This window comes from Methylobacterium sp. NEAU K, from assembly GCF_030700285.1.
In the GTDB taxonomy this organism is placed as follows: Bacteria; Pseudomonadota; Alphaproteobacteria; order Rhizobiales; family Beijerinckiaceae; genus Methylobacterium.
Genome location: NZ_JAUYZJ010000014.1, coordinates 64651 through 77978, shown reverse-complemented (window position 1 = coordinate 77978; position 13328 = coordinate 64651). Strand labels below are relative to the sequence as shown.

The 13328-nt window shown below is 69.2% G+C and carries 10 protein-coding genes; 4 read left to right on the top strand and 6 right to left on the bottom strand.

Going from position 1 to position 13328, the window contains the following annotated elements:
• Nucleotides 1–38: 38 nt before the first annotated feature.
• Complete coding sequence (locus tag Q8W67_RS13475; protein ID WP_305546222.1) at nucleotides 39–692, bottom strand: ABC transporter ATP-binding protein; 654 nt, start codon at nucleotides 690–692, stop codon at nucleotides 39–41.
• Between the two features lie 410 nt (nucleotides 693–1102).
• Between Q8W67_RS13475 and Q8W67_RS13470 the strand changes: the two genes are divergently transcribed.
• From Q8W67_RS13470 to Q8W67_RS13460, 3 genes are all read left to right on the top strand, one after another.
• Complete coding sequence (locus Q8W67_RS13470; RefSeq protein ID WP_305546337.1) at nucleotides 1103–1546, top strand: PAS domain S-box protein; 444 nt, start codon at nucleotides 1103–1105, stop codon at nucleotides 1544–1546.
• A 58-nt stretch (nucleotides 1547–1604) separates the two neighbouring features.
• Entirely contained in the window at nucleotides 1605–2855 is a 1251-nt protein-coding gene (gene frc, locus Q8W67_RS13465; protein WP_305546220.1) for a formyl-CoA transferase, read from the top strand.
• 81 nt (nucleotides 2856–2936) lie between these two features.
• Nucleotides 2937–4118: an HPP family protein gene (locus Q8W67_RS13460; RefSeq protein ID WP_305546218.1), complete on the top strand. Its 1182-nt coding sequence runs from the start codon at nucleotides 2937–2939 to the stop codon at nucleotides 4116–4118.
• Between the two features lie 14 nt (nucleotides 4119–4132).
• Here Q8W67_RS13460 and Q8W67_RS13455 read toward each other — a convergent pair whose 3' ends face one another.
• From Q8W67_RS13455 to Q8W67_RS13435, 5 genes are all read right to left on the bottom strand, one after another.
• The gene (locus tag Q8W67_RS13455) at nucleotides 4133–5704 is read right to left on the bottom strand and encodes an ABC transporter substrate-binding protein (RefSeq protein WP_305546216.1); all 1572 of its coding nucleotides are present in this window, start codon (nucleotides 5702–5704) and stop codon (nucleotides 4133–4135) included.
• A gap of 358 nt (nucleotides 5705–6062) precedes the next feature.
• A complete protein-coding gene (gene oxc, locus Q8W67_RS13450) occupies nucleotides 6063–7808 on the bottom strand; it encodes an oxalyl-CoA decarboxylase (protein ID WP_305546214.1) in 1746 nt (581 codons plus the stop codon).
• An 89-nt stretch (nucleotides 7809–7897) separates the two neighbouring features.
• On the bottom strand, nucleotides 7898–9184 hold the full coding sequence (oxlT, locus tag Q8W67_RS13445) for an oxalate/formate MFS antiporter (protein WP_305546212.1): 1287 nt from the start codon (nucleotides 9182–9184) through the stop codon (nucleotides 7898–7900).
• Nucleotides 9185–9302: 118 nt separating this feature from the next.
• A complete protein-coding gene (locus tag Q8W67_RS13440) occupies nucleotides 9303–11126 on the bottom strand; it encodes a hypothetical protein (RefSeq protein WP_305546210.1) in 1824 nt (607 codons plus the stop codon).
• A gap of 27 nt (nucleotides 11127–11153) precedes the next feature.
• Nucleotides 11154–12242, bottom strand: coding sequence for a branched-chain amino acid aminotransferase (locus Q8W67_RS13435; protein WP_305546208.1), 1089 nt, complete (start codon nucleotides 12240–12242; stop codon nucleotides 11154–11156).
• 150 nt (nucleotides 12243–12392) lie between these two features.
• Between Q8W67_RS13435 and Q8W67_RS13430 the strand changes: the two genes are divergently transcribed.
• On the top strand, nucleotides 12393–13325 hold the full coding sequence (locus tag Q8W67_RS13430; protein WP_370693873.1) for a dioxygenase: 933 nt from the start codon (nucleotides 12393–12395) through the stop codon (nucleotides 13323–13325).
• The last annotated feature ends 3 nt before the right edge of the window (nucleotides 13326–13328 follow it).

Here is a 13328-nt window from a genome sequence, read left to right as displayed (position 1 = left end):
AAGCATGTCTTCGCGGCCCGGAGGACGAGCCGTTTCGCTCAGGCGTTCAGGCGCCGGTAGACCTCGATCGCGTCGTTGACGTCCTCGTAGATGATCGCGCGCCCGTTGAGCAGGACGAGCCCCTGCGAGCACCACTGCCGGATCGTCTCCATCGAGTGGGACACCATGATGATGTCCGCGTTCTTGCGACGCTGGGAGAACACCTCGTCGCAGCGCTTGGAGAAGCGGGCGTCCCCCACCGAGGTGATCTCGTCGATCAGGTAGCAGTCGAACGGGATCGCCATGCTCATGCCGAAGGCGAGGCGGGCGCCCATGCCCGACGAGTAGGTGTAGATCGGCACGTCGAGGTAGCTGCCGAGTTCGGAGAAATCCTCGACGAAGTCGAGCACGCGGCGCGGATCCTCGCCGTAGATTCGCGCCACGAACATGACGTTGTCGCGGCCGGTCATCTTCGGATGGAAGCCGCCGGCAAAGCCCAGCGGCCACGAAATGCGCAGCCCGCGATGGATCCTGCCCCGGGTCGGGTCCTCGGTTCCGGCGATGAGCCGCATCGTGGTCGACTTGCCGGCCCCGTTGATGCCCAGGATGCCGTACGAGATGCCCGGCTTCAGAGTGAACGACACCTGCTCCAGGATCGTCCGCTTGTGGCCGTCGGTGCGGTAGATCTTGCTGACTTTCTCGAAGCGGATCACCGGGAAGGTCTCCAGGGCGGATTGCCGAATTGCCGGTCCGTGCTGTCAGGGCCGGCCGGCTCCTGCCCGCGGAAAGCGGCGAATCTGAGAAGGCTTACGGTGCATCACCGCCCGCGGTCGCACCGTCTCCGTGCCCCGATCCCATCGTGGCGATCCGGCCGCTGCAGCAACAAAATGCATCTTCCGATCTCGACCGTTGACGGCATTCCACATTTGGCATACCAAATACCAACGAACGAGGCGGCGGCCGGTGCTGCGATCCGAGCGGCCTGGAACTTTAGCGCCGCAATCGACAGGGAGATCCCCAATGATGGATCCGCGTTTCGGTCGTTCCGGCGGACCGCGCGTGTGGATCGGCTCCTGCCTGCGCCCACCGGCGTCGGGACTCTTCCGTGCCGGACGCTGAGGCCATGGCGGCGCGTCCGTTGCCGGACGACCTCGCCGGGCTCGTCGAGGCGATCGGCGACGCCGTGGTGGTGGCGGATCCGCACGGTTCGATCACGGTCTGGAACCCGGCGGCCGAGCGGATCTTCGGCTTCGCCGCCGCGGAGGCCCTCGGCCGGACCCTCGACCTGATCACGCCCGAGCGCCATCGCCGGCGCCACTGGGATGGCTACGCCAAGACGATGCGCACCGGCGTGACCCGCTACGGGGCCGAGACCCTGCGGGTGCCGGCGATCCACAAGGACGGAAGCCAGCTCTCCATCGCCTTCACGGTCGGCATGGTGCGGGACGCTGCGGACCGGGTGACCGGGATCGTCGCGGTGATCCGCGACGAGACCGAGCGCTGGGCCGAGGAAAAGCGCCTGCGCCAGCGCGTGGCCGAACTCGAAGCCGCTCCGAACGGATCCTGATCCACCGACGGGACCGTCCGAAGACCGCAATCATCAACGCGCACAGGGAGAACGCCAGATGAGCAAGCCGCTGGAAGGGATCAAGATCATCGATTTCACCCACGTCCAGGCGGGTCCGGCCTGCACGCAGCTGCTGGCGTGGTTCGGCGCCGACGTGATCAAGGTCGAGCGTCCCGGCGCCGGCGACGTCACCCGCACGCAGCTGCGCCACGTCGAGGACGCGGACGCGCTCTATTTCACGATGCTCAATTCCAACAAGCGTTCACTGACCCTCGACACCAAGACCCAGGCCGGCAAGGAGGTGCTGGAGAAGCTGATCCAGGATTCCGACGTGATGGTCGAGAATTTCGGCCCCGGGGCGCTCGACCGGATGGGCTTTTCCTGGGCACGCATCCAGGAGCTGAACCCGGGCATGATCCTCGCCTCGGTGAAGGGCTTCTCGGACGGTCATCACTACGAGGACCTGAAGGTCTACGAGAACGTCGCCCAGTGCGCAGGCGGCGCCGCCTCGACCACGGGCTTCTGGGACGGGCCGCCGACCGTCAGCGCCGCCGCGCTCGGCGATTCCAACACCGGCATGCATCTCGCCATCGGGATCCTCACCGCGCTCCATCAGAAGAACAAGACCGGGACGGGCCAGAAGGTCGCCGTGTCGATGCAGGATTCGGTGATCAACCTCTGCCGGGTGAAGCTGCGCGACCAGCAGCGCCTGGATGCACTCGGCTACCTCGAGGAATATCCGCAATACCCGCACGGGGAGTTCTCGGACGTGGTGCCGCGGGGCGGCAACGCGGGCGGCGGCGGTCAGCCGGGGTGGGTGCTGAAGTGCAAGGGCTGGGAGACCGACCCGAACGCCTACATCTACTTCACGATCCAGGGCCATGCCTGGGCGCCGATCTGCAAGGTTCTGGGCCGCGAGGAGTGGATCACGGATCCGGCCTACAACACCGCCCGGGCCCGGCAGGACAAGATCTTCGACATCTTCAAGACCATCGAGGAATGGCTCGCCGACAAGACCAAGTTCGAGGCGGTCGACATCCTGCGCACCTACGACATTCCCTGCGCGCCGGTGCTGTCCATGAAGGAGATCGCCGAGGACAAGTCCCTCCGCGCGAGCGGCACCGTGGTCGAGGTCCCGCATCCCAAGCTCGGCAGCTACCTGACCGTCGGCAGCCCGATCAAGTTCTCCGACATGAAAGTCGAGGTGAAGGCCTCGCCGCTGCTGGGCGAGCACACCGACGAGGTGCTGGCCGGCCTCGGCTACACGCCCGATCAGATCCAGGCGATGCACGAGGCTCGCGCAGTCTGACCCGCGGCCCCCGACCTCTGCTATCCTGAAACGGGACGGCGCGCTCCGCGCCGTCCTTTTCGTGTTCGAGATCCGGATCCGATGCGCCCATTCCTGAGCCGCCTCCTGCCGGACTTGGCTCCGGTCAGCAAGCGCGAGCGGCTGCGCGCGGCCGCGGGCGCCCTGTTGGGCATCCTGGCGACAGGGCTGATCAGCCGCGCATCCGTCGGAACCGACGCGGCGCTGCCCGTCCTGATTGCCCCGATGGGCGCCTCGGCGGTGCTGCTCTTCGCCGTCCCGGCGAGCCCGCTGGCGCAGCCCTGGTCGATCCTCGGCGGCAACCTGGTGGCCGCGCTGGTCGGCGTCACGGCGGCCCAATGGGTGGCCGATCCGTTCGTCGCCGCCGCGTGCGCCATCGGGGTGGCCATCGCCTTCATGATCGCCCTGCGCTGCCTGCACCCGCCGAGCGGGGCCGTCGCCCTCACGGCCGTCCTCGGCGGGCCGGCGATCCACGACCTCGGCTACGGCTTCGTGCTGTGGCCCGTCGGGGCCAACTCGCTGCTGCTCCTGACCGCCGCCCTGCTGTTCAACAACCTCACGGGCCGCGCCTACCCGCATCTGCGCCCGGCCGGGCCGCGGACCTCGGATCCGTCACCCGCGGCGCGGCTCGGGTTCCGGGCGTCGGACCTCGATGCGGCGCTGGAGGATTTCGACCAGCTGCTCGACGTCGACCGCAGCGATCTGGAGCAGATCCTGCGGCGGGTGCAGATGCGGGTCTACGGCCGGCGTTCCGGGCAGACCACCTGCGCGGCGATCATGTCCCGGGACGTGATCGCGGTCGCGCCCGAGGCGCCGCTCGCCGAGGCCCTGCGCCTGCTGCGCCGGCACCGGATCAAGGCGCTCCCGGTCACCGACGAGCGCGCCCGGGTGCTCGGGATGGTCACCCAGACCGACATCCTCGACAAGGCCACCTGGGACCGGAGCGGCCCGCGCCTCGGCCTGGGCCGCCGCCTGATCCTGACGATCGAGCGGGGGCGCGCGCCCCACGGCTGCGCCGCCGACATCATGAGCACGGTCGCGCCCGTGGGTCCGGACACGCCGGTGGCCGAGCTCGTGCTCCGGATGTCGGAGGCGGCCCAGCACCATCTGCCGGTGGCCGATGCGGACGGCCGGCTGGTGGGGATCGTCTCGCAGACGGATCTGATTCCGGCGCTGATGGCCGATGCCGGGCCGTTCGGCGGCACCGAGCGAGGCCGAGCCCTCTCGGACCCGGTCCCCGCCTGAGGCGCCGGCTCCGTTCAGCTCTTTCTTACGTTCCAGAAGACCGGCACGCCGTCGAGCACGCCCGTCAGGGAGGGCTTGAACGACGTTTGATCGAAATACTGGCCGAGGGGCAGGTAGGGCAGATCGGAGAAAGCCTGCCGCTGCAGGTCGTCCGCAAGCTTCTTCCGGCCGGGGAGATCCGCCGCATCCAGCCAGTCCTGGCGCAGTGCCTCGATGGGTTCGCTGGTCGGCCAGCCGATCGCGGCGTTCGGGCCCGTCCCCCGCAGGAAGGCGCTGACCGCCGGATCGGCCTGGTCGAGCCCGGACCAGAAGGTGCAGAAGGCGCTCCACCCGCCCTGAGCGATCGGGTCCCGCTTGGCGCGCCGCTGGACCACCGAACCCCAATCCATGATCTGGTAGTCGACATTGAAGCCGGCGCGGGTGAGCATGTCGGCCGCCACGTCGGCGAGCGCCTTCAGGCTCGGGAAGTCCGAGGCGCCCATCAGCACCACCTTCTCGCCCTTGTAGCCGGCCGCCGCGAGCGCCCGCTTGGCACCTTCGTAGTCGCGCGTGCTGGTCAGGACATCGAGGCCGACGTCGCTCGCCATCGGCATGCCGGGGCAGAAGAATCCCGTCGGCACATGGATGAGCTTGGGGTCCGTGCCGGTCACCGCCTGCATGAAGTCGGTCTGGTCGACCACCTTGAGCAGCACTTGGCGGATCGCCGGGTTGTCGAAGGGCGGCAGCAGCTGGTTCATGCGCAGGCAGCCGATCTTGCCGGTCGGGTCCGTGATGGCCGTCTTCAGGCCCCCGAGAGTGGGCACGAGGTCGGATGGCGGCTGCTCCCACCAGTCCATCTCGCCCGTCTGCATGGCCGAGGCAGCGGTCGCCTGGTCGGGGATGACATGCCACTCGACCCGGTCGAGGAAGGCGTGCTTGGGTCCTGAGGTCCATTGCGGCGCACCGCCCTCGCGCGGGACGTAGCCGTCGAAGCGCTCGTAGACGACGCGCGCGCCAACCATCCGCTCGTCCGCCTTGAAGCGGAACGGCCCGCTCCCGACCATCTCGGTGATCTGCGTGAAGGCGTCCGTCCTGGCCAGCCGCTCCGGCATCATGGCGCAGATCGGAGACCCGACCTTGCCGAGCGCGTCCGGCAGGAGCGGGAAGGGCTTCTTGAGCCGGAACCGGATCGTCCGGTCGTCGGGCGCCGAGAGTTCGTCCGTATAGGCCATCAGCGTCTGGCCCATCGGGTCGCGCTTGCCCCAGCGCGCGATGCTGGCGACGCAGTCGCGGGCGAGCACCGGCGTACCGTCGTGGAATTTCAGGCCGGGCCGCAGCGTCAGCCGCCACAGCTTGCCATCGTCCTCGACGTTGTGGCCGGCCACCATCTGCGGCTGCGGCGCGTAGGTGGCATCGATCCCGTAGAGCGTATCGAACACCGCGAGACCGTGGTTCCGGGTCACGTAGGCGGTGGTCCAGATCGGATCGAGCACCGTGAGGTCGGCTTGCGGAATGAATTTCAGAACCCGGGAGGCCGTGCCCTGTGCCAGAGCCGGGGCGGCGAGGGCGGCGCCGGACAGGGCCACGAAGGATCGTCTGGTCAGCATGTCGGCTCGCCCGTGCGGTGAGAATCGCCTGAGCTTAGCATGGGGCGGGCCAAGGAGAGGGGCCGGCGGCGGCCCCGATCCACCGGTCGGCCGGTTACGTCATCCCGGGATTCAGGGTCTTTTCGACTCCGGATGTCCCGCCCTCGACCGCATCCTGAGGTGCTTGTACGCAGCGCAAGGCGCGAAGAAGGCCTCCGGGCGTCGCGGCAATCCCTGGAGTCCTGCCTTGAGGCCGAGCGATCTTCGACCGCTCGGCACCCCAGGATGAGAGGGAGATGAGGATATCCGGCCCTCTAGCTTGGTGCTCGATTGAGATCGTGCGGCCAAACTAGCTTCCGGAGAGACGAAGCAACGCGCTTCACACTTTCCTCTTGATGCCGCTCTGCGGGTTCAGGCTGCCGATATTGCCGCTCTCGCTGCCCGCGGCCGGATCGATCACCGCGTTGATGAGCGCAGGCCGGCCTGAATCCATCGCGGCGTTGACCGCGCGGGTCAGCTCGTCCGGCGTGGTGACGTGGTAGCCGTCGCCGCCGAACGCCTCCATCATCTTGTCGTAGCGCGAATCCTTGACGAACACCGTCGTCGCCGGATCCCGTCCGGTCGGGTCGGCATCGGTGCCGCGGTAGATGCCGTTGTTGTTGAAGACGACGATGCACACCGGCAGCCCGTACCGGCAGATCGTCTCGACCTCCATGCCGGAGAAGCCGAAGGCGCTGTCGCCCTCGACGCACAGGACCGGCTTGCCCGTCTCCACTGCGGCCGCGACGGCGAAGCCCATGCCGATGCCCATGATGCCCCAGGTGCCGACGTCGAGCCGCTTGCGCGGCTGGTACATGTCGATGATGCCTCGGGCGAGGTCGAGGGTGTTGGCGCCCTCGTTGACCAGGATCGCGTCCGGGCGCTCCTTCACGATGGTGCGCAGCGCCCCGAGCGCCGCGTGGAACGTCATGGGCGAGGCGTTGCTCATCAGCTTGGGGGCCATCTTGGCGATGTTCGCCTCGCGCTTGGCCTTCAGCGTGTCGATCCAGTCGGACGGCGGCTGCTGCCAGCCCTGGCCCATGCCGTCGAGGAGCGCCTGCACGCAGGAGCCGATGTCGCCGACTACGGGGGCGACGATCTCGACGTTCGAATCCATCTCGCGGGGCTCGATGTCGATCTGGATGAACTTGGTCGAGCCCGGCTCGCCCCAGGTCTTGCCTTTGCCGTGCGACAGCAGCCAGTTGAGGCGGGCGCCGATCAGCAGCACCACGTCCGAATCCTTCAGGGCCGTGGAGCGCGCCGCTCCGGCCGAGAGAGGGTGCGTGTCGGGCAGGAGCCCCTTGGCCATGCTCATCGGCACGTACGGGATGCCGCTCGTCTCCACGAGGGCGCGGATCGCATCGTCGGCCTGCGCGTAGGCCGCGCCCTTGCCGAGCACGATCAGCGGGCGGCGGGCCGATCTCAGAACGTCGAGCGCCCGCTTGATGGCGTCGGGGGCGGGGCGCTGGGCCGGGGCCGGATCGATCACCTTGACGAGGGAGTTCCGGCCGGCCTCGGCATCCATGACCTGGGCGAACAGCTTGGCCGGCAGGTCGAGATAGACGCCGCCCGGACGGCCCGAGCAGGCGGCCCGGATCGCCCGGGCGACGCCGATGCCGATATCGGCCGCGTGCAGCACCCGGAAGGCCGCCTTGCACAGGGGCTTGGCGATGGCGAGCTGATCCATCTCCTCGTAGTCGCCCTGCTGGAGGTCGACGATCTCACGCTCGGACGAGCCCGAGATCAGGATCATCGGGAAGCAGTTCGTGGTGGCGTTGGCGAGCGCGGTGAGGCCGTTCAGGAAGCCCGGCGCCGAGACCGTGAGGCAGATGCCGGGCTTCTTCGTAAGGAAGCCCGCGATCGCCGCCGCGTTGCCGGCGTGCTGCTCGTGCCGGAACGAGATCACCCGCAGGCCCTCGGCCTGCGCCATGCGGCCGAGATCGGTGATCGGGATGCCCGGGACGCCGTAGATCGTCTCGATGCCGTTGAGCTTCAGCGCGTCGATGACGAGGTGGAAGCCGTCGGTCAGGTCCGGCTCCGCATCGATCTCGGGGGCGGTGTGGACAATCTTGGCCAATGCGGTCATTGCGGAATCTCCCGGACCATCGGTTTGGGTGCAGGCGTCCCGGGCCGGTGCAGGCTCCGGGCCATCGGTGAAGTCGGTATCGGGACGGCTCAGGCGACCCGGATCGGTTGGGCGGCCACGGAGGCCGGATGCTCGCCTTCAGCGAGGTAGCGGGCGCGCAGCGGCCGCAGCACGAAGATCGCCATCGCCGCCGCAGCAACGTTGAGGCCGATGATCAGCGAGAACACCGCCGACCAGCCATAGGCGGCCGACAGGAGGCTGGCGAACGGGACCAGGAACGAGGCTGTGCCCTTGGCGGTGTAGAGCAGGCCGGCATTGCTGGCGGCGTATTTCGATCCGAACGTGTCGCCGCAGGTCGCCGGGAACAGCGAGTAGATCTCGCCGAACACCCCGAAATACACCGCGGTGGCGAAGACGAACACCATCGGGTGGTGGCCGTAGGTGAGCAGCACGATCACCGCCAGCGCCGCCGTCGAGAAGGCGATGAACATCGTGTTCTCGCGCCCGATATGGTCGGAGACGAAGCCGAAGAACGGCCGCCCGAACCCGTCGAAGATCCGGTCGAGGGAGATCGCGAGGGTCAGCGCGGCCATCTGGAGGCCGAACAGGCTCACCGGGACGCCGGCGACCTGGAAGTCGTGGGCGATCGGGGCGATCTGCGCCGCCGCCATCAGGCCCCCGGAGGCGACCATCACGAACATCGCGTACATCACCCAGAAGACCGGGGTCCGCACAGCCTCGCGCGGGCTGCGGTCGACCTTGGTCTGGGGCAGGCGCAGGCTCTTGCGCTGCACCGGCGTGATCGTCGACGGCTTGCGCAGCAGGAAGGCGAGGACGAGGACCACGGCACCCTGGCCGAGGCCGAAATACAGGAAGGCGTCCTGGTAGCCGCTGGAGGCGATCATCCGGGCGATCGGCACCACCGTGATGGCCGCGCCCGCCCCGAACCCGGCGGCGGTCGCGCCCGCCGCGAGGCCGCGGCGGTGCGGAAACCACTTCAGCGCATTGCCCACGCAGGTGCCGTAGACTGAGCCGGCGCCGATGCCGGCGATCACGGCCCCGAGATAGAGCATGAATAGGCTATCGGCGTAGGCGTCGATGGTCCAGGCCAGTGCGATCATCACGCCCCCGAAGGCGACCACGATCTTCGGGCCGTAGCGGTCGACGAACCAGGCCTCCACCGGGACGAGCCAGGTCTCGGTGGCCACGAACAGCGTGAAGGCGAGCTGGATCGCAGCCCGGCCCCAATGGTATCGCTGGTCGATCGGGTCGACGAACAACGTCCAGCCATATTGGAGGTTGGCGATCATGGCCATGCAGATCACCCCGAAGGCGAGCTGCCACCATTTCGCCGACGGAAGATCCTGGCGTTCCATCCCTGAGCCTCTCTTTTGGCCGGCGCCTACCTGAGGCGACGCGTCGATCGGGCAGGAGCGATCATGCACATCCCAATCAGGTATGCAATATACCAGAGGGAACGGCGACCGCTCGGTGTCATCGTCGGAGATATTGTTCCGTCTGATCCTCCGACAGGCCCGGACCCCATGCCCCGAGCGTCGGCTCCTCCACGGGGTCGACGGTCTCGTCCAGGTCCGGGATCCCGGACCTGTCGGCGGGGATGCCGATCACCGCCCGCGCAGCGGCCCAGTCGGGCCCGTCCCCGGCCTCAGCGAGGGCCGCCCGGTCGAGGCCGGTGATGCGGCCGCGATCGAGCCGCACGAACACCCGCCCCGTCTCGGCCTGCGCGAACCGGACGGTCGCCATCCGGCGCAGGCAGTCACGCAGGAACGCCGTGTTGGCGGACGCCGCGAGATCGACGCCTCGAAAGACCTCGTGCGGCCCGCGCGCGAAAATGTCGATCTTGCGAAAGCGGTCGATGTCGATCAGCCCCTTCACGTCGAGGATGTTCAGGATCCCGCCGGCCCCGAACGCGATGGTGCGCGGACGCCGGCCCAGCGGGACGCTGTTGTCGAGGAACTCGCACACCACCTGTTTGTCCCGGGCGAGCGCCCAGTTGAAGAACAGGCGCGGCATGCCGGTATAGGCCTCGACGTTGTGGGCCAGCAGATCCTCCACGGCCTTGTAGCGGCCGAACTGTTCGCCCCGCTTCCAGGCGCGCTCTACCGTGTCGGCCGGGGGCGTGACCATGAACTGCATGTAGACGCGGTCGCCGAACCGGGTGAGCAGTTGGCCGCCGCCGTCGGAGCCGGGCTCGGCCTGGAAGCTGTCGAACCGGAAGCGGTCGATCAGCAGGTTCGAGATCCGCCGCTCGGCCGCCTTGCGGGTGACGTAGCGGTCGAGTTTCATGTCGATGATCTCGACCTCGTAGCCTGTCAGCGTGCCGGCATACCGGGTCGCCGCGCCGAGGCTGCCGTAGTCGAGCAGGTACTTGCGCCAGATGTCCGGCGTGATGACCGCGAAGTCGGACCACGCCATCCCGAGGCGCTTGGCGAGGCCCAGCTGGTAGGGCCGGATCGTGCTCTTGCCGGAGGCCGAGGCGCCCTTGACGTTCATCACCACCGGATGGTCCTGTGGGGCGAGCCGGCGGTAGCCGCCGGCGTCGACCACGGCGGCGATCCAGGGCTCGATCAGCTCGCCGATGCGGCGGCTGCCGTAGCCGTTCGAGACCAGTGTCCCGGCGATGCTCCGCAGCAGGCTCGCGTCGCGGATCAGCGTGTTCTGCCGGGCGACGAGGCTCGACACCACGGTGCGCAGGGCCTCGCAGGCGGCGATCTCCAGGCCGTCGCCGGCCGCCGCGGCCCGGCGCTGCCAGGCGTCGAGGTGCTGCAGGGCCCGGGTCGCGGGGTCCTGGCGAGGGGCGGATGGCTCCGGGGGGCGCCGCCCAAGCAGCCGGTCGAGCCAGCCCGGCTGCGGTGCGTGCGGGGCTGGTTCGTCGTCGAGGAGAGCGGTGATCTCGCGCTGGAGCACCGCGTCGGCTTCGGCGCGGATCGCCGCCAGGGCCGCCTCGACCTCCGCGAGCCGGGGCTCGATGCCCTGGTGCAGGATAGCCCCGACGATCGCCCGGAAGTTGACGCCGAGATCTGCGTAGACCTCGCCCACCGGCACCGACAGGTCCGACATCACCCGGATCAGCACCTCGTGCACAACGAGACGTCCGGGCCTGAAGCGCGTGAGCTGCCGGGCCGGCAGCCCGCACAGGTCGCTTAGCTCCAGGGCGTCGCGCAGCGGCGTCTCGACGTGCTCGGGCCGGTAGACGGTGACCAGCGGCAGAAACGCGGCGGGCAGGTCGGAGCTGACTCCGGGATTCCACGACCCGGCTGCCGGCTCGCGGGGGATCCCGGGCGCCGCTTCCGTCACGAACACGCCCGGGCGGTGGGCGCGGCGCTAGAAGACCTTCTGGAACCAGCCATGCGAATCGTTCGTCGTTCCACGCTGGATGTCGACCAGCATGGTCCGCAGCCGCTGCGCCACGGGGCCGGCCACGGCACCGTTGATGGTGAAGGATTCCTCCCGGCCCTTCACGGTGCCGATCGGAGTGATCACCGCGGCCGTGCCGCAGGCGAAGGCCTCGGTCAGGCGTCCGCTCCGTGCGTCGGCACGCCACGCGTCGATCGTGTAGGGTTCCTCGTTGACGGTCAGCCCGGCCTCGCGCGCCAGGGTGATCACCGAGTCGCGGGTGATGCCGGGCAGGATGCTGTCCGAGAGCGGCGGGGTGAGCAGCGTCCCGTCCGCGAACACGAAGAAGACGTTCATGCCGCCGAGTTCCTCGACATAGCGGCGCTCGGCCGCGTCGAGGAACACCACCTGCTCGCAGCCCTGGCCCGCGGCCTCGGCCTGCGCGGCGAGGCTCGCGGCGTAGTTGCCGCCGCACTTGGCCGCGCCCGTGCCGCCCGGAGCGGCACGGGTGAAGTGCTCCGAGATCCAGACCGTGACGGTCCCGGTCGGGTCCTTGAAGTATGAGCCCACCGCCGAGGCGATCGTGATGAACAGGTATTCCGAGGCCGGCTTGACCCCGAGGAAGGCCTCGCTGGCGATCATGAACGGCCGGAGATACAGGCTGCCATCCGGGGTGTCGGGGATCCAGTCGCGGTCGATCTCGACCAGTTTGCGCATCGCCTCGACGAAGGCATCCTCCGGAAACGGCACCATCGCCATGCGCTCGGCCGAGCGGCGGAAGCGGCGCGCGTTGGCGTCGGGCCGGAACAGGGCCGCGCCGCCATCGCCGGTGCGATAGGCCTTCAGCCCCTCGAAGATCTCCTGCGCGTAGTGCAGCACTGCGGCGGCGGGATCGAGCGGGATCGCCTCGCGCGCCTGGATCCGCGCATCGTGCCAGCCGCGGCCGGCCGCGTAGCGCGCCACCACCATGTGGTCGGTGAACACCTTGCCGAAGCCCGGATTCGTCAACAGCGCGGCCCGCTCCGTGCTGGTCCGGCGGGCAGGATGGGCTTGGATCTCGAACGTCAGGTCGCTCACGGTGTGGTCCTCATCGGCTCAGGCCCTTATGGCGCGCTCCGCCGGATGAATCTACGGAGCGCGTGCATGACGGATTTGCCGTTTATGCCTTGCCGGTCGCCGTTGCGTCCCACGCGCGTCCCGCTCCCGCCGCCGAGAGGAAGCCCGATCATGGCCCACAGCAGCGAGACCAGCCGGGCGGGACCCGGGATCATCGACGGCGCCGACGCGGTGACGCCGGTGGTGCTCGCCGCGATGGCCGGGACGCCCGACCCGCGGCTCCGGGAGATCACGGCCGCGCTGGTGCGCCATCTCCACGCCTTCGCCCGCGAGGTCCGTCTGACCGAGCCGGAATGGGAGGCGGGGATCGCGCTCCTCAACCGGATCGGGCAGACCACCGACGCCCGGCACAACGAGGCCGTGCTGATGTCGGACGTGCTCGGCCTCTCGACCCTGGTCTGCCTGCTGAACAACGGCGATGCCGGCGCCGCGGAGACCGAGGCCGCGCTGCTCGGGCCGTTCTGGCGGGACGGCGCACCGCCGGTGCCGAACGGCGGCAGCATCGTGCGCTCGCCGACTCCGGGGCCGGTCCTGTTCACGCGGGGGCGCGTCACGGACCCGGCCGGCGCGCCGATCCCGGATGTGCGCATCGATGTCTGGCAATCCTCGCCGGTCGGCCTCTATGAGAACCAGGACCCGACACAGGCCGACATGAACCTGCGCGGGACACTCGCCACCGATGCGGACGGCCGGTTCGCCCTGCGCTCGGTGAAGCCCTCCGGCTACCCGGTGCCGGTCCACGGCCCGGCGGGCGATCTGTTGCGGGCGCAGCGCCGGCATCCGTTCCGGCCTGCGCACATGCATATCCTCTGCGTGAAGCCGGGCTGGAAGACGCTGGTGACCCAGGTCTTCGATCCGGACGACGCGCACCTGCGCAGCGACGTGGTCTTCGGCGTCACCGACCGCCTGATCGGCGCCTTCGTGGAGCACGGCGCCGACGAGGCCGCGCCCGAACCCGACCTGACGGCCCCCTGGTACAGCCTGGACCACACCTTCGTGATGGAGCGCGGCGAGAGCCGGCTGCCGGTCCCGCCGATCCCCTGACGC